Here is a 25,746-nt window from a genome sequence, read left to right as displayed (position 1 = left end):
TGACCGTGACCTCACCAGGGTCTCGGATCTCCGATGCGATAGGCAACCGTGTTGACGAATGCGTTGGCCAGAAGGATGTTGCCATGGCTGCGGGCGGTCTGCGTCACTATCGTCGGGACCTGTGGGCGCGAGAGTTCCGCAAGATCCGCGAAGAACTCTGCTTCGACTTGGTACGGCGAGTGGAAACGCAGCTGGGCCGGGTTGGTGTTGTAGGCATGCAAGTGTCCGAAGGCGTAGGCGCCGACCCCGTGGAAGTAGTACTTATCGCCCTGCGACCACGTGCTTGCACCGCCAGTCGGGTGCGTCGAGTTGAAGTTGTACTTGTACTGCCAGTGATGCCACGCCTCATGAATGAGGACACCGGCTCGATGGCTCGCGAAATTCGAGATGGACCCCTGCGCGAAGAGGGGGCAGAACATGTCGATCCTCGACCCGGAGGCGCTCGCCTCCGGCTGCACCTGCACGAGTCGCCGTTTGTAGTTATGGTCGTGAAACCTGTTGTTCGGTCCCGCCGCCAAGGACTCGTAGTCCTCCAGCGAATGCCACTGACGATTCATGTCATCGCTCAGCGCATACCCGATGAGGAAGATCGCGTTGAGCGTCTTCCCATAGGGGCGGCTCTTGTCGTTCGGGTCACCGACCCCCCATGGGTTCCAAGAGTCGTTCGTGATCTGAAAGTAGTTGCGTGCCCACGAGTTGAAGGCGTCGTAGTTGACGCCCATCACTCCGATGAGACCGTGAACGACGATCTCTTCGAGATTCCTGTTGTCTTCGCACATCGTGCACTCCCTTACTGCCGGTCGGTCCGCGGATCCGGCTCCGTACCTGGATGCACGGCGGGCGCGGCCTGATCGGGATGGCGGTCGAAGTACTCCGCGATGGCACGGTCGAAGTCTTCCCGGTCGGAGCCTCGGGTGAACCTCGCGACACCGACCAGCCCGACGTCCTCCGCCTTGACGATCGAGTTCAGCCGGTCGATCTCGTGCAGGGAGTCGTCATGGTTGAAGAGGTGGGCGTCGATTGCGGAGGCCCGCACTGCGCGGCTCGGGTGCTCGGTAGCGATCCGCAACGTCGCGTTGTCCGACGATTCGGTGCGCAGATACGAGAGCATCTCGGCAGCGCGTGCTTGCAGCATCTCCGCTGGACGGGCTTCGAAGGTGCACGCCTCCGGCTCGTCGTCCACCTTCTCGTCGACGAGGCGTTCGTGCCAGACGAATGCCTCGAGAGCGTCCTCGAGGGCAGGGTCCCTGAGTTCTCCGATGATCGAGAGCAGCACCATGTGGCGGGAGACGTCTTCGACCGGGAGCTTCCACAGTTCCTCACCCAGGCTCTCGGCGATCGCGGAGTCCTGGACATCGGCGATGCTTCGTCGAACGGCGTCGATGTCGCCGACCGGCACGCCGGCAGCCCATACGACGAAGTCGTCAAGGGTCTCGGGGGTCAGCGGGGGGCCTTCACCCGCTGTCGCGTGTCCGGCTGTGAAAGCCGGCTTCTCGACGTCGTAGACACCAGCTTCCTGGTTCATGTCACCAACCTCTTCCTCGACTCGACACGCATCGATCACGCGAGAGCGGTGATCATCCTGGTGTCTCGAGGTCCTGTCAGATCGGTCAGTGCCGTCTCTTCCGTTGTCCCGACCGAAGTTGGGCCCTCTTCGCAGTCATATACCCATTTCCGAAGTTGAATAAGTCCTCACTTCTGGGGACCGTCCTGCATCCTCGATTCGTCGCCCGGTCCGACGGTGCTCGACGCCGCTTCATCGAAGCCGCGCGCCAGTGAAAGCTGCGGGGGCGGTCGTTGGCGCGTCGGCGGCACGCCCTAGGCTTGCGGCGGAAGGATGGTTCGATGCAGCATCCGCAACTCGGCCGGTACGCGGCGGCCCGACACGTCATCGCCCATGTCAGCGATACGCACCTTCTGCACGGCGGTGCACCGCTCGGCGGGGTGGCCGACACCGTCGCGGCTCTCGCGGAGGTCTCCGAGCAGCTCGAACGACTCGGCGGTTCGATCGATGCGATCATCGTCACCGGCGATGTCGCCGACCTCGGCGAGTCCGATGCCTACCGCCTCGCACGGGCATCGCTCGAGCCGCTCGCCGAGCGCGCGCGTGCTCGACTCATCTGGGTGATGGGCAATCACGACGAGCGTGCCGCGTTCCGCGCGGAGCTGCTCGGCGAGCCGGCCGGTGACTCGCCCGTGCATCGCGTCATCGAGGTCGACGGGCTGCGCATCATCGCGCTCGACTCCACGGTGCCCGGGTACCACCACGGCGAGCTCGACGACGCTGCGCTCGACTGGCTGGCAGCTGCGATCGACGAACCCGCGGCGAACGGCACGGTCATCGCGCTGCATCACGCACCCATCGCCACACCGCTCGCCCTCATGGATGTGATCGAGCTCCGCGGTCAGGACCGCTTGGCCGAGGTCGTGCGCGGTCGCGACGTGCGGCTCATCCTCGGAGGTCACCTGCACTACGCGACGAACGGGAGCTTCGCCGGCATTCCCGTCTCGGTCGCCGGGGCCACGGCGTACACGATGGACCTCACGAGGTCGCCGCGGACGCTCGCCGGCGTCGACGGAGGCCGCTCGTTCTCCCTCGTGCACCTCTATCCCGACGGGGTGGTGACCTCCGTCGTGCCCGTCGGCCGGTACGCGGCCGTCACGACTCTCGACGAGGACTTCCTCGCCGAGATCGAAGCAGCATCGCCCGACGAGCGCCTCGAGCGCTTCTCGCGCAAGCGCGAGGGGGAGTGAGCCGCACTTCCGGGCGTGCCGTGCGTCGTGCCGGCCTGCACGGGAGCAAGCTGGACTCGTGAACCTCGACCGACTGCTCGACGACTACCTGTCGCACGTCGCGATCGAGCGCGGCTACTCGCCGCACACCGTCGCCGCCTACCGGAGCGACCTCATCGAGCTCATCGCCTTCGCCGAGACTCGCGGCGGGGTCGAGGCGACCGCCATCGATCTGCCGCTGCTGCGTGACTGGCTCTGGACGGCAACCGAGCGGGGACTCGCCCGCACGAGCATCGCGCGGCGGGCGGCATCCGCCCGTGGATTCACCGCCTGGCTCACCCGGCGCGGGCTCCTCGACGCCGACCCGGGCGTGCGACTGAAAGCGCCGCGCGCGCAGCGCACCCTGCCGCGTGTCGTCACCGAGCAGGCCGTCACCGACGCGCTCTCCGCCCTGTCGGCCCGGGCGGCCGACGGCGCGCCCACCGAGGTGCGCGACGTCGCGATCATCGAGCTGCTGTACGCCTCGGCGCTCCGCGTCTCCGAACTCGTCGGACTCGATCTCGGCGATGTCGATCGACGGCGGCGCATCGTCCGCGTGCTCGGCAAGGGGTCCAAAGAGCGGATGGTTCCCTACGGGGCGCCGGCGGCCCGCGCGATCGATCGGTATCTCGACGAAGCGCGGCCGATGATCGTCGCGGGAGCGGGCACGAGTGCGGCTGCCGGCAAGAGCGCCGTGAGCGTATCCGCCGACACGCACGCCGTGTTTCTCGGCGCACGAGGCGGCCGCATGGGGGTGCGGAGCGTGTACCGGCTCGTCGCCGCCATCCTCGCCGAGATTCCGGGCACCGGGCCGAGTGGGCCGCACGCCTTCCGGCATACTGCGGCGACGCACCTGCTCGACGGCGGCGCCGACCTGCGCGCGGTGCAGGAGTTCCTGGGGCACGCGAGCCTCGGCACCACCCAGATCTACACGCATGTGTCATCGGAGCGACTGAAGCAGAGCTATCGCACGGCCCACCCGCGCGCCTGACTCAGTCGAACGGCAGCAGCACCGCTCGCGGCAGACCTCCGAGGAACAGGAACGGCGACACGTACTCGCCGTCGACCCGCACTCCGAAGTGCACGCAGCCCGAGGCGCAGTGTCCGCCCATCGAGACGGTGCCGATCGCGTCGCCTGCCGCCACCGGTGCGCCGGCTTCGACGAGCGCCGCGACGGGCTCGATCGCGCTCACGACCCCCGCTCCATGGTCGATCGCGACGACCGGGCGCCCCGCGACCATCCCCGCGAAGCTGACCACACCGGGCGCTGGAGCGACCACGGTGGCCGCGGTGGTCGACGCGATGTCGATGCCGCGATGGCCGGCCGCATACGGCGTCGGCGGGGCGCGGAACGGGGCGACGACGCGGATGGGGGCGGGAACCGGCCATCGCCACGGCTCCGCCGGTCCATCGGGCGACGGCGAGCCGGCAAGCGCGACCCGCTCAGTCGCTCCCGGCGACGGGGCGGATGCCGACGCCGACGCCGCGGATCCCGCCACGGCCAGGGCGAGCACCGCGACGATGGCAATGGACGATGTCGGCCTCGCCACCCAGCGCCGGCGGGCCGGTCTCGGAGCGTTCATGATCCGATGATCGGCGTGCACGGGGCATCCGCGCGCGCGGACGTCGGAGACGTGGACGAGCCCGTGCCGGCCGCGGTTGGGGAGGGGGAGTGCCGATGGTAGAGTATCGGGAGCACCCCGGTCTTCCAGGGTGACTACGCGCGCCATTTCGGCCGACGACTCCACTCAGTCCAGTTCTCTGCTTCATCGCAGAAACCGGCGGAGCCGTGCCGGGCGCCAGGGCTCCAGCCGCCGGCCGGAGCGACAACTGAGAACAAAGGAGTACGGCTCATGGCCGTCGTCACCATTCGCCAGCTGCTCGACAGCGGCGTTCACTTCGGGCACCAGACCCGCCGTTGGAACCCGAAGATGAAGCGCTTCATCCTCACGGAGCGTTCGGGCAGCTACATCATCGACCTGCAGCAGTCGCTCGCGTACATCGACAAGACGTACGACTTCGTGCGTGAGACGGTCGCCCACGGCGGCACCATCCTCTTCGTCGGCACCAAGAAGCAGGCGCAGAACGCGATCGCCGAGCAGGCGACCCGCGTCGGCCAGCCGTACGTGAACCAGCGCTGGCTCGGTGGCCTCCTCACCAACTTCCAGACGGTCTCCAAGCGCCTCGCGCGCATGAAGGAGCTCGAGGAGCTCGACTTCGAAGGCACCACGAGTGGCTTCACCAAGAAGGAACTCCTCATCAAGAAGCGCGAGCTCGACAAGCTGCACAAGTCGCTCGGCGGTATCCGCAACCTGACGAAGACGCCGTCGGCGCTCTGGGTTGTCGACACCAAGAAGGAGCACCTCGCGATCGACGAGGCCAAGAAGCTCGGCATCCCCGTCATCGGCATCCTCGACACCAACTGCGACCCCGACGAGGTCCAGTACCCGATTCCGGGCAACGACGACGCGATCCGTTCGGTGAGCCTGCTCACCCGCATCGTCGCCGACGCTGCTGCTGAGGGCCTCATCGAGCGTCACCAGAAGCCCGAGGCCGAGGGCAACGTCTCCGCCGTCGAGCCGCTCGCCGAGTGGGAGCAGGAGCTCCTCCAGGCCGGTTCCGAGACCACCCCGGCGCAGGCTTCGGCCGAGACCGAGGTCGTCGCCGAGACCGTCGCAGAGGCCAAGGCCGAAGCCGCCGAGGTCGTCGACGAGGGTGCGACCGAGGTCGCCGCGACCGAGACCGCCGCCGACGTCGAAGGCGCCGAGGCCGCCGAAGCCGCCGAGTCCAAGTAAGACCACGAGTTCAGGAGACTTCAGAGATATGGCTAACTTCACTCTCGAAGACGTCAAGAACCTGCGCGAGCGCCTCGGCACCGGCATGGTCGACACGAAGAACGCACTCGTCGAGGCCGACGGCGACATGGAGAAGGCGGTGGAGATCCTCCGCCTGAAGGGCGCGAAGGGCAACGCCAAGCGCGCCGACCGCTCCACCGCTGAGGGCCTCGTGGGCGCCGTCGACAACGGCGACGGCACCGCGACCATGATCGAGCTCGCCTGCGAGACCGACTTCGTCGCCAAGGGCGACAAGTTCGTCGGGCTCGCCGACCGCGTGCTCGCTGCAGTCGCAGCGGCCCGTGCCGAGAACATCGAGGCAGCACTCGCCGCTCCGGCCGACGGCAAGACCGTCGCGACCGTGATCGACGAGGAAGCCGCGATCCTCGGCGAGAAGGTCGAGCTCCGTCAGGTCCGTCTCGTCAAGGGCGAGCAGTTCTCGATCTACCTGCACAAGACGTCGAAGGACCTGCCCCCGCAGGTCGGCGTCGTGCTCGGCTACGCCGGTGCAGACGCTGAGACCGCCCGTTCGGTCGCCCAGCACATCTCGTTCGCGAACCCGGAGTACCTCACCCGTGAGGATGTTCCGGCGGAGTCGGTCGAGAAGGAGCGCGCGATCGTCGAGCAGATCTCGCGTGAGGAGGGCAAGCCCGAGGCCGCCCTCCCGAAGATCATCGAGGGTCGCCTCGGTGCCTACTTCAAGCAGGTCGCACTGCTCGAGCAGGACTACGCGAAGGACAACAAGCTGTCCGTCGCCAAGGTCCTCTCCGACGCGGGCCTCACGGTGAGCGACTTCGCTCGCTTCAAGGTCGGCGCCTAAGTGCCTCGAAGGAGTCCGGATCGTTCGCGATCCGGACTCCTTTGCTGTGTCCGGAGCGATTCCGGATGCCTGGCGGGCAGTGCCCGTCGAAATCGCCTGCGGCCCGGCACTGCGCCGGGCCCGGCGAACCAGTAGCTTTGACTCCCAGAGGGGAAGGATCGGTCGGCATGACGGAACACAAGCGCAGGGTCCTGCTGAAACTCTCGGGTGAGGCGTTCGGCGCCGGTTCACTCGGGGTGAACCCCGACGTGATCAGCTCGCTCGCACGCGAGATCGCCGATGCCGCACGCACGGTCGAGATCGCGATCGTCGTGGGCGGTGGCAACTTCTTCCGCGGCGCCGAGCTCTCCCAGCGCGGTATGGACCGCGGCCGAGCCGACTACATGGGCATGCTCGGCACCGTGATGAACGCGCTCGCACTGCAGGACTTCCTCGAGCAGGCGGGCGCCGAGACGCGCGTGCAGTCGGCGATCTCCATGACGCAGGTCGCCGAGCCCTACATTCCGCGACGTGCAGAGCGGCACCTCGAGAAGGGCCGGGTCGTCATCTTCGGCGCCGGCGCCGGCCTGCCCTACTTCTCGACCGACACCGTGGCCGCCCAGCGCGCGCTCGAGATCGACGCCGAGGTCGTGCTCGTCGCGAAGAACGGCGTCGACGGCGTCTACTCCGACGACCCCCGCACGAACCCCGACGCGCACAAGATCGACCGCATCAGCTACCAGGAGGCCCTGCAGCGCGGACTCAAGGTCGTCGACTCGACGGCGTTCAGTCTCTGCATGGACAACGGCATGCCGATGCAGGTGTTCGGCATGGCGCCGCACGGCAACGTCACCGCGGCGCTCCTCGGCGCCGACCTCGGCACGATCGTCAGCAACGGCGAGCCCGCCTCCAGTCGATAGACTGTCCCGAGTAGCGAACCAGAAGGAGCCCCCGTGATCGCGGACGTACTTTCCGATGCCACCGCACGCATGCAGAAGGCCGTGGAGGTCGCCAAAGACGACTTCTCGAGCGTTCGCACCGGCCGGGCGAACCCCCAGCTCTTCCAGAAGATCATGGTGAGCTACTACGGCACCCCGACGCCGCTCGCGCAGCTCGCGTCGATGCAGAACCCCGAAGCGCGTACCCTCGTGGTCACCCCGTACGACAAGAGCGCGCTGAAGGACATCGAGCAGGCGATCCGCGACACCCCGAACCTCGGTGCGAACCCCACGAACGACGGCAACATCATCCGCGTGACGCTGCCCGAGTTGACCGAGGAGCGTCGCCGCGAGTTCGTCAAGATCGTGCGCGGCAAGGCCGAAGACGCCCGCGTGTCGGTTCGCAACATCCGCCGTAAGACGAAGGACGACCTCGACGCGCTCAAGGGCGACGTCGGCGATGACGAGGTTTCGCGCGCAGAGAAGGAACTCGAGCAGATCACGAAGTCCCACGTGGACGCGATCGACGATGCCCTGAAGCGCAAGGAAGCCGAACTCCTCGAGGTCTGAGGCAGACGATGTCAGGCGTCCCAGAAGAGGATGAGTCGGACGCCGGGGGGCCAGAGCGAACCTCGCGCGAGGAGTTCCGAGCGCAGGTCAATGCGCGAAAGGCAGACCTGGAGCGGCAGTTCGAGGTCGGCAAGGCCCAGTTCGATCAGGCGCAGGAGAAGATCCAGGCCCGCACCGGTCGCAACCTGATCCTCGCGACCCTGATCGGGCTCGGGTTCGGAGCGGTGCTCCTGCTCAGCCTCCTCGTGTTCAAAGAGCTCTTCATGCTCTTCGCGGTCGTCATCGCGGCCTTCGCGAGCTATGAACTCGCGCAGGCACTGCGCAAGGGCGGCTACCACGTTCCGCGCATCCCGACCGTCGTCGTCGCGGTGGCCGCCGTGCCCCTCGCCTACTACGGGAGCGCGAGCGGTCAGCTGCTCGCGGTGCTCGGCGGCATCCTGATCGTCACCGTCTGGCGGCTCTGCGAGCAGGCAGTACCGACGATGCGAAGCTCGGGGCGCGACCTCGGTCGCGATCTCGCGGCCGGTGCGTTCGTGCAGGGTTACGTCACGTTTCTCGCGACGTTCGCGGTGGTGCTCACCGCGGCCGAAGACGGCCAGTTCTGGACCCTCGCGTTCATCATCGTCGCGGTGGCTGCCGACACCGGGGCGTACGCGTCCGGACTCATGTTCGGCAAGCACAAGATGGCGCCGATCATCAGCCCGAAGAAGACATGGGAGGGCTTCGCGGGCGGGGCGGCCGCGAGCCTCATCGCCGGTGTGCTGCTCTCGACGCTGATGCTCGGCAACACCTGGTGGTTCGGTCTCATCTTCGGTGCCGCGATCTTCCTCAGCGCGACGCTCGGCGACCTCGTCGAGTCGTTGATCAAGCGCGACATCGGCATCAAGGACATGAGCTCGTGGCTTCCGGGGCACGGTGGATTCCTCGACCGGCTGGACTCGATCCTCCCGTCGGCGGCCGTCGCCTTCGTCGCATTCCGGATCTTCGGGTGAGCGCTTCCTCACCGATGCTCCGCAATAATGGAGCGGTGGACTCCACCTTCCCTCGCGCACGCAAGCCAAAGCTCGGGTACAACACGGCCCAGGTCGAGGCGTTCCTCCAGTTGGCACGACGCGCGTACGACGGCACCGCCAGGCCCGACGACGCGCCCCTGACCTCTGATCGCATCCGACTCACCGCGTTCGGCATGCAGAAGGGCGGCTACTCCACGACGCACGTCGACCAGGCCCTCGAGCGTCTGGAAGACGCCTTCGCGGCCCAGGAGCGGCAGGTCGCAGCGCAGCTGCACGGCAGCGACGCATGGCTGCGTGAGGCGCGCACGACCGCACAGGTCGTCTCCAACCGGCTCGCGCGGCCCGAGGGGCACCGATTCGACCGGGTCAGCCCGCTCGTGCGCGGCTACAGCACGCGCGACGTCGATCGCTTCGCCGACAAGCTCACGAGGTACTTCAGCGATGGCTGGCCGATCGCGATCGACGACGTCCGCGCGGTCGTGTTCAAGACCCAGCGCGGCGGGTATCGCGAGGCGCAGGTCGACCTCCTGCTCGATGCCGTCGTCGATGTCATGCTCGCGGTGCGATGAACTCGCGCGTCGAGTTGGTATCCGTCACCCCGCTTTCGATACACTCATCGAACCGTGGGTAGACATGCTGGAAGTGACGAGACCGTCGAGTCGCGTCCCCAGGCGACGGTTTCGCCGGCTCCCGCGGTGAGGAAGCCCCGTGTCGGCAGGGTCAAGCAGGCCGCGACGGTCGTGTTCGCGTTCACGGCATCCGTCAGTTTCCTGCTCGTGAACGTCGTCGACCCGTTCTCGGGCGCGACCGCCTCCTCGACCTACGCCGGCGGAGGCGACCGCTTCGGCGGGGCCAGCGTGCAGGCCTTCGAGGTCGAGGGCGACTACTCGATCGACGTCGCCCGAGAGGGCTACGACGTCGAGAAGAAGCCCGAAGCCAAGCTCGCGCCCGCGTCGACGAGCGCAGGCAGCGGGTGGGCGCCTCCCGCGGTGACCCCCGATCCCGGCTCGGCCCAGGCGTACGCCGCCGGTGCCGTCGCCGCTCGCGGATGGGCGTCGAGCGAGTTCGACTGCCTCGTGGCGCTCTGGAACAAGGAGTCCGGCTGGCGCGTGAACGCCTACAACGCCGGGAGCGGCGCGTACGGCATCCCGCAGGCGCTGCCGGGTTCGAAGATGGCCACCGCCGGAGCCGACTGGGAGACGAACGCCGCGACGCAGATCGAATGGGGCCTCGGTTACGTCTCGGGTCGGTACGGCACCCCCTGCGGCGCCTGGGCGCACTCGCAGGACGTCGGCTGGTACTGAGTCCACCGACTCCGCACCGCTCCGGTCGCGGCGCCGGCGGCCTCGTCCGCTCGCCTAGACTGATCTCCATGGCGCGCTCGAACCGATCCCGGAGCCGGGCGGCCCGTGCCCGCGAGGAGCACCCCGAACTCGACGTCGAGCGGCTCACCTCCGGGTGGCGCCGCACCGAGGTGCGAGGTGGCCGCGAATGGAACGTGCAACCCGTTTCTGAGGCGCAGGCGGTCAAGGCCTACCTCTGTCCCGGCTGCGGGCAGGACGTCGTACCCGGCGTCGCCCACCTCGTCGCCTGGCGCGCCGACGGCGTGCTCGGCGATGCGGCCGACCTGGCCTCCCGCCGTCATTGGCACACTCACTGCTGGAGGATCGGCGCGGTATGAGCGACACGTCTATCGAGATCCGCGCGGGCGTCGAACTGCCCGCTCGCCGCGAGGAGATCGAGCTGCACACCGCCGACGGGCTCACCCTCGTCGGCGAGCTCGCACTGCCACTGCACCAGGCGCCGGTCGCGACGCTCGTCACCCTGCACCCGCTGCCGACGGCCGGCGGCTTCATGGACTCGCACATCATCAGGAAGGCGGCCGCACGGCTGCCGGCGCTGGCGGATCTCGCGGTGCTTCGCTTCAACACGCGCGGCACCGCGTCGCCGCGCGGCACGAGCGACGGGGCGTTCGGCGAGGGCGTCGCCGAGCGAGCGGATGTCGCTGCGGCCATGTCGTTCGTCGAGGAACGGGGCCTGCCCCACCCGTGGCTCGTGGGTTGGTCGTTCGGCACGGAGCTCGCGCTCAAGTACGGGCTCGATCACGGTATCGACGGTGCGATCCTGCTCTCGCCACCCCTGCATCGCACGAGCGAGGCCGAGCTCGCGCGGTGGCAGCACGCGTCTCCCGAGCTCGTCGCGCTGATTCCCGAGTTCGACGACTACCTGCGCCCGCCCGAGGCGGCGGAGCGGTTCTCCAGCGTGCCGAAGATCACCCGGGTCGACGTGGCGGGTGGCAGGCACCTGTGGGTGGGGGAGTCGCAGACTCGGCGCGTGCTCGACGAGATCGTCGCGGCGGTCAATCCTTCTGCGCTGCCGTTGCCCACGGAGTGGCCTGCCGACTCGGTCTGAGCGTCGCGACTGCTCAGAGTTCGTTCTGGCGGGGCACGACGACCTGCTTGATGATCAGCAGGATGGCCGCGGCCACGGGAATGGCGACGAGCGCACCGAGCACGCCGCCGAGCGATCCGCCCGCAAGTGCTGCGATCACGACGAGCGCACCGGGCACCTTCACCGCGCGGTTCATGATGCGCGGGCTGAGCCAGTATGCCTCGACCTGCATGTAGACGATGTAGTAGATCGCCGCGACCAGGGCGGTCAGCGGCGACCCCAGTCCGGGGATGAGGCAGACGAGCACGATCACCACCGAACCGCTCAGCGTGCCGACGAGCGGAACGAGCGAGAACAGGAACGCGAGGAAGGCGAGCACGGCCGGGAACGGCGCACCGATGATCGAGAGGAAGATGAAGCTCCCCACACCGTTGACGGCTGCGAGCGAGACCTGGCCGAGCACGTATCGGCCCACGGACTGGGTGATCTGCTCGGTGAGGTCGGCGAACCGGTCGCGCTTCGAAGCGGGCACCAGCTGGTAGGTGGCGCGCTTCATGGTGTTCAGCGACGAGACGAAGTACAGCGTCAGGATGAAGACGATGACGACGCCGAAGACCCCGACGCCGATCGCGACGGCGACCTGCAGCACGCCGCCGGCGAGTTCGCTCAGCTTGTCGGGGTTGGTGAAGAAGTCGGTGAGGGCGCTCGTGACCTGGTCGTTGATCTGATCGACGGGAACCTGCGGGAACTGGTCCTTCAGGTTCTCGATCCAGTCCTGCGATCCGACCCGATCGACGATCCGCGGGATCTCCTCGACGAGCTGGCTCACCTGGTCCACGATGATCGGCACGACCGCGATCACGAGACCGGCGACGAGCAACCCGACCCCGCTCATGACGATCACGATCGAGGCCCAACGCGGAAGCCCCCGGCGCTCGAACCAGCTGATAGCCGGATCGAGGCCGAGGGCCAGGAACAACGCGACGCCGACGTAGGCGATGATCGTCGACAGCGTCGCGATCGAACCGAGGATGAGGAGGCCGACACCCACGCCGAGGGTGCCGACCAGCCCGATGCGGAACGCGTTCTGGATCTTCATCGAACGGCCGCACCCTTCCTTCGGACGACTACTTGTTCGTCTTCGCTGCCATCTGCTCCGCCTGCGTCAGCACGCCACGGAGGCTCTCGAAGTAGCCGGCGACGGCGTCGCGTTCGATCTTGATCTGCGAGAGGCGGTCCTCGGCGTCGGCGACGAGGGCGCGCGTGCGCTCCTCGGCGTCGGCGATGAGCTTGCGCGCCTGCTCGTGCGCGGCTGCGATGCGGTCGCGAGCCTCGTCGTCGGCCTTGTCGCGGACGACCGCGATGTCGGACCGGACCTCGGTCTCGAGACGGTCGGCCTCTGCGCGGCTCTCGGCGGTGCGGGCGACCGCCTCGGCGAGCTCGGCGTTGGCGTCCTCGAGGAACTTCTGCGTCTGCGCCACGGCCTCCTGGTGGGCGGCGAGCAGCTCCTGCTCCGCCTCGTCGCGCTTGGTCGAGAGCTCCGACTCGAGGTCGAGGTGTGCCTTCTCGATCTCGCGACGCATGCGGTTGACCTCGTGCGTCGTCTTCTTCCGCATCGCGGTGAGCTGGTTGTCGAGGTCGATCCGGCCCTGTTCGGACTCGGCGTCGAAGTCGGCGCGTGCCTGCTCCTGCTCGAGGGCGAGGTCGGCTCGCATCTGCTCGAGGTCGGCAGCGTGCTTGGCACGGATGCGCTCGAGCTCGTGCTGGAGCTTCAGGCGTGCGGCCTCGGCCTCGCGATCGATGTCGATCTGCGCCTGCTCGCGCTGCTGGGCCAGTTCGGCCCGGCTGCCCTCGAGCTCGCGGTCGAGGTCGCTGCGTGCCTGGTCGAGTTCGTGCACGAGGGCGGCACGACGCTCTGCGATCTCGGCTTCGATCGCAGCGCGTGCTTCGGCTGACTGTCGTTCGAGGTCGAGACGCGACTGCTCGGTCTCGGCGGCGAGGTCGATTCGGGCCTGCTCGCTCTCGCGTGCGAGCTCGGCACGTGCCCGGTCGAGCTCGATGGCGACCTCTGCGCGGGTCTGCTCGGTCTCCTGCGTGAGCCCGGCTGCGGTGGCGCGCGCCTCGGTGGCCTCGGAGTTCGCGGCAACGAGGATCTCGGCGGACTTGCGCTCGGCCGCGGCGATCATCGCGGCGGACTCGCGCTTGGCGCTCGTGCGGATCTCGGCGGTCTCGGTGGCGACGGCGCCGCGGATCGCCGCGGCATCGCGGGCGGCGTCCTGACGGAGCTGCTCGCTGGCCTCGTGCGAGCGCGAGACCATGTCGTCGGCCTCGGCGCGGGCGTTCTCGAGGATGCGGTTGGCCTGCGAGCGCGCCTCGGTGAGCGTGCGCTCGGCGAGCTCGTGCGCGTCGGAGCGCATGAGGTGCGACTCGTCTTCGGCGGCGCGGCGGAGCTTCTCGGCATCGATGTCGGCCTGCGCGATGAGGCGGGTGGACTGCTCCTCCGCGACACGCAGGGTGTTCTCGAGCTTGGTGCCGAGGCCCGAGAAGGTGGGGCTGCCGACCTCTTCGAGCTCGGCGGTCAGCTCATCGATGCGTGCAAGGAGACGCTTGTTCTCCTTGACGCTGTCGGTGCTCTGGGTGTTCGCAGCGATGATGTCGCGGCGAAGTCCATTGATCGCCTTATCGACCTCATCCTTGTCGTATCCGCGGAACACCTGCGTGAACTCGGTCTCTTCGACGGCCATTCTTCCTCCGGGCTCTGTCCCGCGTTCGTGGGGGCGCATGCGGGATGGTGTGTCCGATTGTACGGGTCGCGCGGAGGCCGTGAAGACACCATTCGTCCAGCGAGTGGTTAGGTCTCTCCCAGATTCCGTCGATAGTGTGGACTGTTCTTTGTCAGAGGTCGCCGATTGGGCGGCAATGGAGGTTTGTGTTCGTGCGCTTCGTCTTCGCTATCGTGGCGTTCGTCGCTGCGGCCGTGATGATCGGGCTCGGGATCGCCCAGCGCACGGTCTTCCTGGAGCCTGATCGAGTCTCGATGACCGCCCAGCTGTCCGACGTCGAGGCGGACTTCATCGTGATCGAGCCCGAGGCGCTCGCCGCCCATCCGGGCAAGCAGACCATCACTGTCTCGGGTTCGCCCAAGGCGTTCCTCGCCTACGGCCGCAGTTCCGATGTCGAGGCCTGGCTCGGTGACGAGGAGTACGCGTCGGTCGGCTACGACGCGGAAGCCGAGGAGCTGACCAACGAGGTCGTCGCCGAGGACACTGCCGACGAGGCGTCGTCGACGACCCCGCCGGCCACGACCCCGCCCGCCACGACAGAGACCCCGACGGCCGAGGCCGAGACCGAGGAAGTCGTGCCGTCCCCGGCCGGTTCCGACCTGTGGCTCGACGAGTTCTCCGACGAGCGCGTGCTCACCACCACGATCGACGTGCCCGAAGACATCTCGGTGCTGATCAGCGCCGACGGCGGCGACTATCCGCCCTCCCAGGTGAAGATCGACTGGCCTCTCGACAACGCGACCCCCTGGGCGGGCCCGCTGATCGTCGGCGGTGCACTCGTCTTCCTGCTCGGCATCGCACTCGTGATCTCGGGCTTCATGAACCACCGCCGTTCGCGCGGCCCGCGCCGCAACGGGCCGAAGGGGTCCGGCGGCAAGCTGCCGAGCGCACCCAAGCCCGGCCGCACGCAGATCGGCGGCGGGTCCAGCCGCCGTGCCATCGGTCGTGCCAAGCGCATCGCGATCGTGCCGTTCCTCGTCATCCCGGCGCTCGCGCTGACGGCGTGCTCGCCCGACTACTGGCCGAGCTTCGACGGGCAGGCGGCACCCGAGACCACTGCCCCGGCGACCCCGATCGCGACGACGCCGGCTCCCGGCGACGAAGAAGCAGACGAAGAAGCAGAGGAAGAGTCGCCCGAGGCCCAGCCCGCCGTGACGGTGCCGCAGATGGAGCGCATCATGCGCCGTGTCGCGGTGTTCGCCACCGAGGTCGACACCTCCCGGGACGCCACGGCCGCGGCCGAGCGCTTCGCCGGTCCGGCGCTCGAGGCCCGTGCCGCCAACTACGCGATCCGCGGAACCCTCGGCGAGCATCCGCTGCCCACGCCGATCCCGGCTTCGCCGCTCACCCTGACGCTCCCGCAGCAGGCCACCGGCTGGCCCCGCACGGTGCTCACGATCGCGAAGAACTCGGACGACCCGACGATCGCCCCGAGCGCGCTCGTGCTCGTGCAGGAGACGCCGCGCGAGAACTACAAGATCGAGTACGCGATGGCGCTCGCACCCGACGCCGACGTTCCCGAGGTCGCCCCCGCCTCGATCGGCGCACCGCCGATCTCCCCCGAGTTCAAGGGACTCGTGCTGCCGACCGGCCAGGTGGCCGCGGCGTACGCCGACATGCTGACGAGCGGCGAGGCGTCCACGTACGCGCCGTTGTTCGACCCCGAGGGCGACACGCTCATGGCGCAGCTCGGCCCGGCGGGCCAGCAGGCCACGAACGACGCACTGCCGCCCACGGTGGACGCCACATACTCGACCGTCCCCGGCGACAGCCCCACGATCGCCCTCGCGACGAACGACGCGGGCGCTCTCGTGACCGTCTCGATCGAGCAGACCGAGAACGTCGTGCCGAACGACGGCGGCACGATCGGGTTCCAGCCGGGTCCGGCCGCGGCACTCTCCGGCTTCACCGGCAAGAGCGCGAAGGGCGTGCAGCGGGTCGTCGGCATCCAGTTGCTGTTCTACGTTCCCGGCGTCGGGAACACGTCTGAAGACCAGATCCGCCTGCTCGGCTGGTCGGAGAGTCTCATCGGAGCTTCGGAGGTACCGTGACAAACCCGATTCCCCCTTCCGGCGCCGCGCTTCGCGGGGCGGTCGACCTGTCGGCGCTCGTGCAGCGTCAGGCGCAGGGCGCCACTGGCGGGCAGGGTGCGCACGCGGCATCCGGACCGAGCGATCAGATCGTCTTCGAGACGGATGACGCGGCCTTCGGCTCCACCCTCGAACTCTCGCGCACGGTGCCGGTCATCGTGGCCCTCTGGGCCACGTGGAGCGAGCCGTCGAAGGCCCTGCTCGCGACGCTCGAACGCCTGGTCCGTGCTCGAGCGGGTCGCCTCGTGCTCGCGGCCGCCGACGCCGACCGCAGCCCGCAGCTCGTGCAGGCCTTCCAGGCGCAGGCCATTCCGACGATCGTCGCAGTGGTCGCCGGTCAGCCCGTGCCGCTCTTCGCGGGTGAGCAGCCCGACGAGGTCATCGACCAGGTCTTCGACCAACTGCTCGAGCTCGCCGGCCAGCACGGCGTGACCGGCAGCATCGAGCCCGGCGAGAACGGGGCCGACACGGACGGCGCGCCCGCCGAGCCCGTCGAGGAGCCGCTGCCGCCGCTGCACCAGGAGGCGTACGACGCGATCGAACGCGGCGACTTCGCCGCCGCGTCATCCGCGTACCGCACCGCGATCGCCCAGGACCCGCGCGACGCACTCGCGGTCGCGGGTCTCGCGCAGGCGAACCTGCTCGGACGGCTGCACGGCAAGACGCTCGACGCGATCCGCAACGCCGCCGCCGCGGCGCCACAGGATCTCGGCGCGCAGCTCGACGTCGCCGACCTCGACCTCTCGGGCGGGCACGTCGAGGACGCCTTCGACCGCCTGCTGACGTTCTTCCCGAGCCTCGACGCCGACGGCAAGAAGCTCGTGCGCGAGCGACTCGTCGAGCTCTTCGAGGTCGTCGGCACCGACGACCCGCGTGTCGCCGTGGCACGGCGCCGCCTCACGACCCTGCTCTACTGACGCGACGCCGACTGAGGCGCCGACAACGACGCCGATCGATCAGTCGGAGGCATCGAGTGCGAACCACACGGCGCCGAGCGGTGGCAGGGTGAACGACGCCGATGCCGGGCGACCGCCCCACGGGGTCTCTGCGGCATCGACCGCTCCGAGGTTGCCGACGCCCGAGCCGCCGAACTCCGCGGCATCCGAGTTCATGACCTCTCGCCATCGCCCGGCACCCGGCAGGCCGATCCGGAACCCCTCGTGCGGCACCCCCGCGAAGTTGACGACGCAGAGGAGCGGGCGTCGCACGCGGTCGTACCTGAGGAACGCGATGACGTTCTCGGCGGCCGCGCCGCCCTCGATCCACTCGAACCCGGCGGCGTCGTCGTCGAGCTGCCAGAGCGCGGGCGTTGCGCGGTAGCCGCGATTCAGTGCGCCGACGAACTCGGCGAGTTGCCGGTGGCTCGGCTGGTCGAGGATCCACCAGTCGAGTCCTCGTTCCTCGCTCCACTCGGAGAGCTGGCCGAACTCCTGCCCCATGAAGAGCAGCTGCTTGCCGGGGTGGGCCCACATGAAGGCGAGGTAGGCGCGCACGTTCGCGAGCTGCTGCCAGTGGTCGCCGGGCATCTTGCGCACGAGCGACCCCTTGCCGTGCACGACCTCGTCGTGGCTGATCGGCAGCACGAAGTGCTCGCTGAACGCGTAGAGGAACGAGAACGTGAGGTCGTGGTGGTGGTGCGAGCGGTACATCGGGTCGTTCTGGATGTACTGCAGCGAATCGTGCATCCATCCCATGTTCCACTTGTAGCCGAAGCCGAGGCCGCCGCTCTCGGTGGGGGCGGTGACTCCCGGCCAGCTCGTCGACTCCTCGGCGATCATGACGATTCCGGGGTTGCGCTTGTACGCCGTCGCGGTGGCCTCCTGCAGGAACGCTATGGCCTCGAGGTGCTCCCGCCCGCCGTGGACGTTCGGCAGCCACTCGCCTTCCGCGCGTGAGTAGTCGAGGTAGAGCATCGAGGCGACGGCGTCGACCCGCAGCCCGTCGACGTGCATCTCCTCGAACCAGAAGAGTGCGTTCGCCACGAGGAAGTTGCGCACCCGCGGGTTGCCGTAGTCGAAGACGTAGGTGCCCCAGTCGAGCTGCTCGCCGCGACGTGGGTCGGCGTGCTCGTAGAGCGGCCGGCCATCGAAGCGGGCGAGCGCCCATTCGTCTTTCGGGAAGTGGCCGGGCACCCAGTCCATGATGACGCCGATGCCCGCGCCGTGCAGCCGGTCGATGAGGTACTTGAGGTCGTCGGGGGAGCCGAAGCGGCTGGTCACCGCGTAGTAGCCGGTCACCTGATAGCCCCATGAGCCGCCGAACGGATGCTCCGCGAGGGGCATGAACTCGACGTGCGTGTAGCCCAGCCACTCGAGGTACTCGATGAGCTCGTCGGCGACGTCGCGGTAGCCCTTGCCGGGGCGCCACGAGCCGAGGTGCAGCTCGTAGATGCTCATCGGGAGCGCGTGGAGGTCGGCGCCGGCACGGCGGGACATCCACTCGCCGTCGGTCCACTCGTGGGTGCTGCGCGAGACGACGGATCCGGTGGCGGGGGCGATCTCGGCCTGGCGGGCCATGGGGTCCGCCTTCATGATCCATTCGCCGGCGGCGGTGAGCAGTTCGAACTTGTAGACCGCGCCGGGCTCGACGTCGGGCACGAAGAGCTCCCAGACTCCCGTCGGGCCCATGCTGCGCATCGCGTGCCCGGTGCCGTCCCAGCGGTTGAACGCGCCGGTGACGCGCACTGCGGCCGCTCGCGGCGCCCACACCGTGAACGCCGTGCCACCGACGCTGCCGGCGACGCCCCAGTGTTCGCGGTAGTGGGCGCCGAGCACCCGCCAGAGCTCCTCGTGCCGGCCCTCGCCGATGAGGTGCAGGTCGAGTTCGCCGATGGTCGGCGCGAAGCGGTAGGGATCGTCGCTCGTCCACTCCGCGTCGTCGGCGTAGCGGGCGCGCACCCGGTAGTCGCTCGGGCCGAAGACACCTGCGCCCGCCCAGATGCCGTGTCCGACGTGCTCGAGGGGGAGCACGCCGCCGCCCGGGAAGACCGCCTCGACCGCCTCGGCGAGCGGCCGGCGGGTGCGGATCGCCGTGAGCGGCCCCGCGAGCTGCGGCGCGTCGAACCCGTGCTGGCCGAGCACGGAATGCGGGTCGGGGTGACGCCCCTCTGCGACGGCGGCGAGCACGTCGTCGGCGATGGCGGGAGCGGTGGGCGTTTCAGGCATCCGTGGCCCTTCTCACGTGCAGGATGTGCGCAGGCCGCGTGAAGGCGTCGAGCCGCACGTAGTTGTCGGCGCCCCATTCCCAGCGTTCGCCGGTGACGAGTTCGTCGACCTCGAAGCGGGCGCCCGGCTCGAGCCCGAGCGCCTCGAGGTCGAGGTGCACCGTCGTCTCCCGCACCGAGTGCGGGTCGACGTTGGCGACGACGATGATCGTGTCGTCGGCGCCCGTGCCCGTGAAGCGGCCCTCGAGGTGCTTCGAGTAGACGAGCACCGAGTCGTCGTCGCTCGCGTGGAAGCGGATGTTGCGGAGCTGGCCGAGCGCCGGGTGCTCGGCGCGGATGCGGTTGAGGATGCCGAGGTAGAGCGCGAGCGACCGGCCCTCGCGCTCGGCGGCCACGAAGTCGCGCGGCTTGTACTCGTACTTCTCGTTGTCGATCGCCTCTTCGGCGCCGGGGCGGGCGACCGACTCGAAGTGCTCGAAGCCCGCGTACACGCCCCAGAGCGGGGCCGCCGTCGCGGCGACGGTCGCGCGCACCGTGAATGCGGCAGGCCCGCCGAACTGCAGGTATTCGGTGAGGATGTCGGGGGTGTTGACGAAGAGGTTCGGCCGCATGAAGTCGGCCGTGTCCTGGGACACGCTCGTCAGGAATTCCTCGAGCTCGGCCTTGGTGTTGCGCCAGGTGAAGTACGAGTACGACTGCTGGAACCCGACCATCGCGAGGGCCTGCATCATCGCCGGTCGGGTGAAGGCCTCGGCGAGGAACACGACGCTCGGGTCATCCGCATTCACCGCTGCGATCAGTCGCTCCCAGAACGCGAGCGGCTTCGTGTGCGGGTTGTCGACGCGGAAGATGCGCACGCCCTGCTTCATCCAGTGCCCCACGACGCGCAGCACCTCGTCGAAGATGCCGTCGGGGTCGTCGTCGAAGTTCACCGGGTAGATGTCCTGGTACTTCTTCGGCGGGTTCTCCGCGTAGCGGATCGTGCCGTCGGGCAGCTGGGTGAACCAGTCGGGATGCTCCGTCACCCATGGGTGGTCGGGCGAGGCCTGCAGCGCGAGGTCGAGGGCGACCTCGATGCCGAGCGCGGCGGCTCGTCGCACGAACGCGCGGAAGTCGGCGAGCGTGCCGAGGTCGGGGTGCACGGCGTCGTGGCCGCCGGAGGTGCTGTCGGCGAGCGGCCCGCCGATGGCCCAGGGAGAGCCGGGGTCGTGCGGGCCCGGGTCGAGCGTGTTGTTGCGCCCCTTGCGGTTGGTGACCCCGATCGGGTGGATCGGCGGCAGGTAGACGACGTCGAAGCCCATCGCGGCGACGCCGTCGAGGCGCTTGGCCGCGGTGCGGAAGGTGCCCGACTTCCACGAGCCGTCCTTCAGCTGCCGGGCGCCCTCCGAGCGCGGGAAGAACTCGTACCAGGCGCCGACGCCCGCATGCCGACGCTCGACGAGGATCGCGTGCTCGGGGGAGTCCGTCGAGAGCCGCGCGAGCGGTCGGGCCTCGAACTCGGCGAGGGCCGGGTCGTCGATGAGCGGGCGACGAGCAGTGACGGATGCCGCGCCATCGCGCAGCCCGGCGGCGAGTGCCGTGAGGCGCTTCCGCGCCGCGAGCGGCCGGGTCTTCTCGGCGACGGCCCGGTCGATGAGGCGGGCGCCGAGCTCGAACATCAGCTCGGCGTCGACCCCGGCGTCGACCTTGAGCGCGGCGTCGTGCCGCCACGTCGCGACCTCGTCGTCGAAGCCCGTGACGTGCCAGCGCCACTCTCCGATCTCGTCGAGGAGCACCTCGACCTCCCACCGGTCGGTGCCGGCCGCCAGCGGAGACATCCGCTCTCGGCGCACCTCGCCCGACGGGCTCGTGATGATGAGCATCGCGCCCACCTGATCGTGGCCCTCGCGGAACACGGTCGCGCGGAATGGCACCACCTCGCCCTCGAACGCCTTGGGGCGCCAGCGGGAATCGGGCACGGCGGGGGTCAGCCGGGTCACGGGGATCCGGCCGGCGAGCACAGGGGCGGTCGTCACGGTTCGACCGTAGCGCGTCCGGGCAGGATCGGACCCGCGAAGACGGTCGGGTCGTCGCGATCAGGCGCGACTGTTGACGCGATGTCGCGGCGTGGATACCGTCGGGCATGATCACCGCCGAGACGCTCCGCGGCATCCCGATCTTCGCGCCGCTGCCCGACGAGACGCTCGACGAGCTCGCCCGGGCGGTCGAGGACATCCGACTCGTGCCCGGCGAGTACTTCGCGCACGAGGGCGACGAGCGCGCGCTCTTCATCGTGGTCGAGGGCGGGGCCGAGCTCACGAAGGTGATCAACGGCGAGGAGCGGGTGATCGGCCGCCGCAAGCCGGGGCAGTTCTTCGGCGAGGTGCCGATGACGCTCAGCACCCCGTTCCCCGCGAGTGGGCGAGCAGCGGATGGCGCGGAGGGAGCGCGGATCATCAAGCTCGACGTCAAGGTCTACTACACGCTCGCGGCGGCGGTGCCGTCGATCCCTGCGCGCGTCGCCGGCCTCGCCCGGCGCTATCTCGATTGGCTGCAGGAGGTCGCCTCAGAGCAGGCCGACACCGACGTGCGGGTGATCGGGCCGCGATCGGATGCGCGGACGCACGAGGTGACGGGATTCCTCGTCCGCAACCAGATCGCGTTCGAGCGCACGACCCTCGGTGAACGGATCGCCGGCGAGCGGTACCCGATCCTCGAACACGGCGGCGCGCGCACGGTGGACCCCTCGTTGCGCGAGGTCGCGACAGCGGTCGGGCTCGACGTCGTGCCCGCGGCATCCGACTACGACGTCGTCATTCTCGGTGCCGGGCCCGCGGGGCTGACCGCCGCCGTCAACGGCGCGGCGGAAGGTCTGCGCACGGTCGTGATCGAGTCCGTCGCTCCAGGTGGCCAAGCCGGCACGTCGACGCGTATCGAGAATTACACCGGGTTCCCCTTCGGCATCTCCGGCGACGACCTCGCGAGTCGCGCACTCAAGCAGGCGAAGCGGCTCGGCGCCGAGATCGTGGTGACCCGCACGGTCGAGGCGGTCGTGCCGGGCGCCGAGTTCAGCGAGATCGTGCTCGACGGCGGCGATGTGCTGCGCGCACCCGTCGTCATCGTCGCGACCGGAGTGGCCTGGCGGTCGCTGCCGGTGCCGGGCATCGACCGGTTCCGCGGCAGCGGCGTCTACTACGGGGCGGCCCGCAGCGACGCCTCGATCGCGCAGGGCGCCGACGTCTGCATCGTCGGCGCCGGCAACTCGGCCGGCCAGGCGGCACTCTTCTTCGCGCGCCATGCGCGGTCGGTGACGATGCTCGTGCGCGGCGAATCGCTCGCGGCGAGCATGTCGCGCTACCTCATCGACCAGATCGCCGCGAACGACGTCGTTCGAGTGCAGACGCGGAGCGAGATCGTCGGGCTGCACGGAGGGTCGAGCCTCGAGGCCATCGACGTCGCCGACCGAACGACCGGAGCGACGGCCAGGAAGGACGCGGGCGTCGTGTTCGTCATGATCGGCGCCGACGCGGTGACCGAGTGGCTGCCGCCCGACGTCGCCCGTGACGTGCACGGCTTCATCCTCACCGGGCCGGATGCCGCGGCCACGGCGCAGTGGGCCATCGACCGGCGCCCGTTCGCGCTCGAGACGAGCGCGCCCGGCGTGTTCGCGATCGGCGACGTGCGCTCGGGCTCGGTGAAGCGGGTGGCCGCGTGCGTCGGCGAAGGCGGCATGGCGGTGGCGTTCGTGCACCAGTACCTCGCGCTCGCGTAGAGCGGGTGCGCATGGCCCCCGTTTGGGGGTGATGCCACGTGCAATGGTGGACGCATAGGATCGCGAGACCGCGTGTGAGTTCCTTCGCGGAGGAGGTAGCGGCGCCAATCTGTGCTGGGCGACGAAGATGAACCGCGGAGATCAGTTGAAGTCCTCAAAGCCGGCAAGCCCGCTGGTGTCACTACTCATCGCTGCCGCAACTGGCATTTTCACGGGCTGGTTCGTAGCGGTCGTTCAGGTTTTGCTCAACGCGACCGGTGATCCCATGGGGAGCCTGATCGCTTTAGGAGTTGCGCTCGTTTTCGCACTACCCGTCGGGGCGTTGGCAGGCATTGGTGCCTTCGGTGCTGGCGTCGGTCTTGCGGCGCTTTCTCGACGAGTCTTCAAAGTGGGCATTGCGCCCCAAGCCACGCTCGCGGCCATTGGAGTATTCATCGTGGGGGCAGGTGCCTGCGTCGTTCTTGTGGCCGCCACCATGTTCGTGGCACTTGTGCCGATCATGTGGATTCCTCTGCTGGTGTCGTTCGCTGGTGCGCTGAGCATGCGCGCGTGGATCATCCAGCGTCAGCCAGGAGCTACCGGGTGACCGCGTCGCCCGGCCATCGTCGACGGCGTGCGAACACTGCTACGCGTCGGCCGACTCATCGAGGTGGGCCATGAAGTCGATCCGGATGGCTGCCATGGCGCTGCTCGTCACGGGTTCCGTACTCGGGCTCACTGCATGTGCCCCGTCGGAGTACGACGGACTCGCCATCGATAGTGACGCTGCCGGTTGTTTCAGCGCAGGCGGGGGCGACGACGTCATGCTCCAGTTGCCGGTCCGATCCGACGGTGATCGAGTTCCGTGGGCGATCGAGCGTTTCCAACTGGTCGACGCGCCGACATCGCATCTGGTGGGCGTCGACGTCCTCGGGCCATCGATGGAGATGTACTCGCCCGGGTCTCTTCCGAGCAGAGCGGTCCGCTCGGAAATGGAGCGGAACCGCAGCGAGGAGTGGCTCGACCGACAGCTCGCGGCCGATGCGGATTCGACCGTCGTTGTCATCCTCGATCGCGCGGTGACAGACGGCAGTGACTCCCGGCTCAGGATCTACTTCGGTGGGGGAGAGCCGGTGTATTACCAAGACGTCCTGCTCGACGCGATAGACGGATGCTCCGCGGCGGCCCATCGCTGAACTCGCGAGGTTCGAGCCCTTCGGGACCCTCGCTTGTTCCTGCGTCGCGGTTGTCTACACGGTGAGCAGTATCGTGATCAACGCGCGGTACGTGTTGGCCAGCGGAGGCTGCGAACTACGGAATCGAGAATGACGATGAGCAACGTGCCTCGCCACGGGCGAACGCTGGGCTGGTACCTGCTCCTGGTGTTCGTCATCGGACAGACCGTTCTCTGGGTGTCTTCGATGACGCGGGATGCCGCAGCGGCGCCTGAGCAGGCTTGGTCGATCGTCGCGCGCACGCTGGTCGTTCCGGTCGCCCTGACGCTCGCGGGCTATCTGGCGATGCTCCTGATCTATCGTCGGACGCTCCTTCGAAATCGTGTTCTTCGCCGGAACCCGGGTATGGCGATCCTGTGCACGACGCAGGTCACCGAACCTGCGGCGCGACTTGTTGCGCACCTTCGTGATGATGCCGACGCCGACCGCGCCTATAGCGACGCAGAGTTCGCCACGTGGAGGTTCACGGTGGTCGACGCTGATGCTGACATGGTCTTTTACGATGGGTCGACTGCCCCCCACGACGTGCTCCGGATCCCCTGGACCGACGTGGTCGATGCGCAGCTCAGCGATGTCGTGATGGGGCCGCGGTCGTTCCGAGGCATCACACTGTCGTTCTCACGCGATGGGCGCGTATTCGAGTTCCCCCTCCTGCCGGTTGGCAGTGGCCCAGCCGGTGCGTTCCCGATCGGGCGACGACGTGTCAATGAACTCAAGGCACTCCTTCGGGCGAGAGCCCGCATCGAAGCGCCCGAATTCACTTCGAGGGGGACACCAAATTGAGAGCGCCTACGAGCAAGAGGGACACATGAAAGTCGGCTTCCCGGTTGGGTTGATGTTCGCTGTCTTGCTCACGCTTGGCTCGTTCGCGCTAGTGGCTATTCGTGCGTTCGGATCCCGAGGCGACGGCTGGGCAGATATCCTTGAGTTCCTTCCATTTCTGGCTGCCGGAATTGGATTTGGGCTCGCGCTCAACTTTGCGTATGCAAAGTTCGCCAGGATGCGGTTGCATCGGCTCGCAAAAGATCATCCTGACGCTGTCCTCTTCACCGCAGAGATGACTCCCGCGCTGATGCAGTTTTTGCGATCAGAAGCGAACAGGCGGGAAAACCCCGCGTCAGTTGGCCGACTGCCTCATTTTTATACGGCGGTCGCTTCGGTCGACGGACTCAGTTTCTGGCGCGGGTCCGCACCGTACCCGGTCAAGTTCTGGCAAATTGACTGGGGCTCGATTCGGGATCTGCGGCCCGAACTTGTTCAGCTGCAGTTCAAGACCGCTCACGCGATCCATTTCGAAACCGGAGAATCCCCTGGCGCGCTCCAGATCGTTCCCTTTGCTGATGGGATGTTCACGGTCTCCTGGGGACAAAACCGCGTGAGTGAGCTCGTCGAAACGCTCAAGCGGTTGCGAACTCCAGCCCGATGAGC

General features: G+C 68.5%; 25 protein-coding genes. 18 read left to right on the top strand and 7 right to left on the bottom strand.

What is annotated here, in order from left to right; all coding sequences use genetic code 11:
- Positions 1-11: 11 nt before the first annotated feature.
- Positions 12-779 carry a hypothetical protein gene (locus ASE14_RS04325; RefSeq protein WP_056651157.1) on the bottom strand — a complete coding sequence of 256 codons (768 nt, stop codon included), beginning with the start codon at positions 777-779 and terminating at the stop codon, positions 12-14.
- Between the two features lie 11 nt (positions 780-790).
- Positions 791-1,525, bottom strand: a complete 735-nt coding sequence (locus ASE14_RS04320) for a hypothetical protein (RefSeq protein ID WP_056651154.1) — start codon at positions 1,523-1,525, stop codon at positions 791-793.
- A 320-nt stretch (positions 1,526-1,845) separates the two neighbouring features.
- On the opposite strand from ASE14_RS04320, the gene ASE14_RS04315 reads away from it, so the two are divergent.
- The gene (locus ASE14_RS04315) at positions 1,846-2,754 is read left to right on the top strand and encodes a metallophosphoesterase (RefSeq protein ID WP_056651151.1); all 909 of its coding nucleotides are present in this window, start codon (positions 1,846-1,848) and stop codon (positions 2,752-2,754) included.
- A gap of 58 nt (positions 2,755-2,812) precedes the next feature.
- Entirely contained in the window at positions 2,813-3,763 is a 951-nt protein-coding gene (locus ASE14_RS04310) for a tyrosine recombinase XerC (RefSeq protein ID WP_056651147.1), read from the top strand.
- Between the two features lies 1 nt (position 3,764).
- On the opposite strand, the gene ASE14_RS19910 is transcribed toward ASE14_RS04310, so the two are convergent.
- On the bottom strand, positions 3,765-4,355 hold the full coding sequence (locus ASE14_RS19910) for a M23 family metallopeptidase (RefSeq protein WP_082600165.1): 591 nt from the start codon (positions 4,353-4,355) through the stop codon (positions 3,765-3,767).
- 270 nt (positions 4,356-4,625) lie between these two features.
- Here ASE14_RS19910 and rpsB point away from each other — a divergent pair, with 270 nt between their 5' ends.
- From rpsB to ASE14_RS04255, 9 genes are all read left to right on the top strand, one after another.
- Positions 4,626-5,567, top strand: a complete 942-nt coding sequence (gene rpsB / locus ASE14_RS04295) for a 30S ribosomal protein S2 (RefSeq protein ID WP_056651137.1) — start codon at positions 4,626-4,628, stop codon at positions 5,565-5,567.
- Between the two features lie 28 nt (positions 5,568-5,595).
- The gene (gene tsf / locus ASE14_RS04290) at positions 5,596-6,426 is read left to right on the top strand and encodes a translation elongation factor Ts (protein WP_056651134.1); all 831 of its coding nucleotides are present in this window, start codon (positions 5,596-5,598) and stop codon (positions 6,424-6,426) included.
- Positions 6,427-6,593: 167 nt separating this feature from the next.
- Positions 6,594-7,325, top strand: coding sequence for a UMP kinase (gene pyrH, locus ASE14_RS04285; RefSeq protein WP_056651131.1), 732 nt, complete (start codon positions 6,594-6,596; stop codon positions 7,323-7,325).
- Between the two features lie 33 nt (positions 7,326-7,358).
- Positions 7,359-7,913, top strand: coding sequence for a ribosome recycling factor (gene frr, locus ASE14_RS04280; protein ID WP_056651128.1), 555 nt, complete (start codon positions 7,359-7,361; stop codon positions 7,911-7,913).
- A gap of 8 nt (positions 7,914-7,921) precedes the next feature.
- Positions 7,922-8,905 carry a phosphatidate cytidylyltransferase gene (locus ASE14_RS04275; protein ID WP_082600053.1) on the top strand — a complete coding sequence of 328 codons (984 nt, stop codon included), beginning with the start codon at positions 7,922-7,924 and terminating at the stop codon, positions 8,903-8,905.
- A 35-nt stretch (positions 8,906-8,940) separates the two neighbouring features.
- On the top strand, positions 8,941-9,495 hold the full coding sequence (locus ASE14_RS04270; RefSeq protein ID WP_235511079.1) for a DivIVA domain-containing protein: 555 nt from the start codon (positions 8,941-8,943) through the stop codon (positions 9,493-9,495).
- Between the two features lie 126 nt (positions 9,496-9,621).
- On the top strand, positions 9,622-10,230 hold the full coding sequence (locus ASE14_RS19905) for a lytic transglycosylase domain-containing protein (protein ID WP_200953259.1): 609 nt from the start codon (positions 9,622-9,624) through the stop codon (positions 10,228-10,230).
- A gap of 68 nt (positions 10,231-10,298) precedes the next feature.
- The gene (locus tag ASE14_RS04260) at positions 10,299-10,607 is read left to right on the top strand and encodes a hypothetical protein (protein ID WP_056651119.1); all 309 of its coding nucleotides are present in this window, start codon (positions 10,299-10,301) and stop codon (positions 10,605-10,607) included.
- The gene (locus ASE14_RS04255) at positions 10,604-11,338 is read left to right on the top strand and encodes an alpha/beta hydrolase (RefSeq protein ID WP_056651116.1); all 735 of its coding nucleotides are present in this window, start codon (positions 10,604-10,606) and stop codon (positions 11,336-11,338) included. Before ASE14_RS04260 ends, ASE14_RS04255 begins: the two co-directional genes overlap by 4 nt.
- Before the next feature lie 13 nt (positions 11,339-11,351).
- Here the strand turns inward: ASE14_RS04255 and ASE14_RS04250 are convergent, their stop codons facing one another.
- The gene (locus ASE14_RS04250) at positions 11,352-12,416 is read right to left on the bottom strand and encodes an AI-2E family transporter (protein ID WP_056651113.1); all 1,065 of its coding nucleotides are present in this window, start codon (positions 12,414-12,416) and stop codon (positions 11,352-11,354) included.
- 28 nt (positions 12,417-12,444) lie between these two features.
- On the bottom strand, positions 12,445-14,061 hold the full coding sequence (locus ASE14_RS04245) for a DivIVA domain-containing protein (protein ID WP_056651108.1): 1,617 nt from the start codon (positions 14,059-14,061) through the stop codon (positions 12,445-12,447).
- A 191-nt stretch (positions 14,062-14,252) separates the two neighbouring features.
- Here ASE14_RS04245 and ASE14_RS04240 point away from each other — a divergent pair, with 191 nt between their 5' ends.
- Together ASE14_RS04240 and ASE14_RS04235 are read left to right on the top strand one after the other, a co-directional pair.
- Entirely contained in the window at positions 14,253-16,151 is a 1,899-nt protein-coding gene (locus ASE14_RS04240; protein WP_157372778.1) for a hypothetical protein, read from the top strand.
- Complete coding sequence (locus ASE14_RS04235; protein WP_056651101.1) at positions 16,148-17,107, top strand: tetratricopeptide repeat protein; 960 nt, start codon at positions 16,148-16,150, stop codon at positions 17,105-17,107. Before ASE14_RS04240 ends, ASE14_RS04235 begins: the two co-directional genes overlap by 4 nt.
- 39 nt (positions 17,108-17,146) lie before the next feature.
- Here ASE14_RS04235 and glgB read toward each other — a convergent pair whose 3' ends face one another.
- Positions 17,147-19,354: a 1,4-alpha-glucan branching protein GlgB gene (gene glgB, locus ASE14_RS04230; RefSeq protein ID WP_056651098.1), complete on the bottom strand. Its 2,208-nt coding sequence runs from the start codon at positions 19,352-19,354 to the stop codon at positions 17,147-17,149.
- A complete protein-coding gene (locus tag ASE14_RS04225; protein ID WP_082600049.1) occupies positions 19,347-21,368 on the bottom strand; it encodes a maltotransferase domain-containing protein in 2,022 nt (673 codons plus the stop codon). The genes glgB and ASE14_RS04225 overlap by 8 nt, the downstream gene beginning before the upstream one ends.
- Positions 21,369-21,475: 107 nt before the next feature.
- Here ASE14_RS04225 and ASE14_RS04220 point away from each other — a divergent pair, with 107 nt between their 5' ends.
- The 5 genes from ASE14_RS04220 to ASE14_RS20335 all read left to right on the top strand — a co-directional run bounded on the left by ASE14_RS04220 (position 21,476) and on the right by ASE14_RS20335 (position 25,744).
- Positions 21,476-23,104 carry a cyclic nucleotide-binding domain-containing thioredoxin-disulfide reductase gene (locus tag ASE14_RS04220; protein WP_056651096.1) on the top strand — a complete coding sequence of 543 codons (1,629 nt, stop codon included), beginning with the start codon at positions 21,476-21,478 and terminating at the stop codon, positions 23,102-23,104.
- Positions 23,105-23,231: 127 nt separating this feature from the next.
- Positions 23,232-23,690 (top strand): hypothetical protein, encoded by a 459-nt coding sequence (locus tag ASE14_RS20340; RefSeq protein WP_157372776.1) that lies wholly within the window; start codon positions 23,232-23,234, stop codon positions 23,688-23,690.
- Positions 23,691-23,760: 70 nt separating this feature from the next.
- Positions 23,761-24,279 carry a hypothetical protein gene (locus ASE14_RS04210; RefSeq protein ID WP_056651090.1) on the top strand — a complete coding sequence of 173 codons (519 nt, stop codon included), beginning with the start codon at positions 23,761-23,763 and terminating at the stop codon, positions 24,277-24,279.
- Between the two features lie 135 nt (positions 24,280-24,414).
- On the top strand, positions 24,415-25,101 hold the full coding sequence (locus tag ASE14_RS04205) for a hypothetical protein (RefSeq protein ID WP_157372774.1): 687 nt from the start codon (positions 24,415-24,417) through the stop codon (positions 25,099-25,101).
- A 25-nt stretch (positions 25,102-25,126) separates the two neighbouring features.
- Complete coding sequence (locus tag ASE14_RS20335) at positions 25,127-25,744, top strand: hypothetical protein (RefSeq protein WP_157372772.1); 618 nt, start codon at positions 25,127-25,129, stop codon at positions 25,742-25,744.
- The last annotated feature ends 2 nt before the right edge of the window (positions 25,745-25,746 follow it).

This window comes from Agromyces sp. Root81 (assembly GCF_001429165.1).
Classification (GTDB): domain Bacteria; phylum Actinomycetota; class Actinomycetes; order Actinomycetales; family Microbacteriaceae; genus Agromyces.
Note: the sequence above shows the minus strand (reverse complement) of the source record. Positions and strands in the feature narration are given on the sequence as shown.

Coding starts and splice junctions, on each gene's coding strand:
- ASE14_RS04325 (WP_056651157.1), bottom strand. CDS start 779: ATGTGCGAAGACAACAGGAATCTCGAAGAGATCGTCGTTCACGGTCTC.
- ASE14_RS04320 (WP_056651154.1), bottom strand. CDS start 1,525: ATGAACCAGGAAGCTGGTGTCTACGACGTCGAGAAGCCGGCTTTCACA.
- ASE14_RS04315 (WP_056651151.1), top strand. CDS start 1,846: ATGCAGCATCCGCAACTCGGCCGGTACGCGGCGGCCCGACACGTCATC.
- ASE14_RS19910 (WP_082600165.1), bottom strand. CDS start 4,355: ATGAACGCTCCGAGACCGGCCCGCCGGCGCTGGGTGGCGAGGCCGACA.
- rpsB (WP_056651137.1), top strand. CDS start 4,626: ATGGCCGTCGTCACCATTCGCCAGCTGCTCGACAGCGGCGTTCACTTC.
- tsf (WP_056651134.1), top strand. CDS start 5,596: ATGGCTAACTTCACTCTCGAAGACGTCAAGAACCTGCGCGAGCGCCTC.
- pyrH (WP_056651131.1), top strand. CDS start 6,594: ATGACGGAACACAAGCGCAGGGTCCTGCTGAAACTCTCGGGTGAGGCG.
- ASE14_RS04275 (WP_082600053.1), top strand. CDS start 7,922: ATGTCAGGCGTCCCAGAAGAGGATGAGTCGGACGCCGGGGGGCCAGAG.
- ASE14_RS04260 (WP_056651119.1), top strand. CDS start 10,299: ATGGCGCGCTCGAACCGATCCCGGAGCCGGGCGGCCCGTGCCCGCGAG.
- ASE14_RS04255 (WP_056651116.1), top strand. CDS start 10,604: ATGAGCGACACGTCTATCGAGATCCGCGCGGGCGTCGAACTGCCCGCT.
- ASE14_RS04250 (WP_056651113.1), bottom strand. CDS start 12,416: ATGAAGATCCAGAACGCGTTCCGCATCGGGCTGGTCGGCACCCTCGGC.
- ASE14_RS04245 (WP_056651108.1), bottom strand. CDS start 14,061: ATGGCCGTCGAAGAGACCGAGTTCACGCAGGTGTTCCGCGGATACGAC.
- glgB (WP_056651098.1), bottom strand. CDS start 19,354: ATGCCTGAAACGCCCACCGCTCCCGCCATCGCCGACGACGTGCTCGCC.
- ASE14_RS04220 (WP_056651096.1), top strand. CDS start 21,476: ATGATCACCGCCGAGACGCTCCGCGGCATCCCGATCTTCGCGCCGCTG.
- ASE14_RS20340 (WP_157372776.1), top strand. CDS start 23,232: ATGAACCGCGGAGATCAGTTGAAGTCCTCAAAGCCGGCAAGCCCGCTG.
- ASE14_RS04210 (WP_056651090.1), top strand. CDS start 23,761: ATGAAGTCGATCCGGATGGCTGCCATGGCGCTGCTCGTCACGGGTTCC.
- ASE14_RS04205 (WP_157372774.1), top strand. CDS start 24,415: ATGAGCAACGTGCCTCGCCACGGGCGAACGCTGGGCTGGTACCTGCTC.
- ASE14_RS20335 (WP_157372772.1), top strand. CDS start 25,127: ATGAAAGTCGGCTTCCCGGTTGGGTTGATGTTCGCTGTCTTGCTCACG.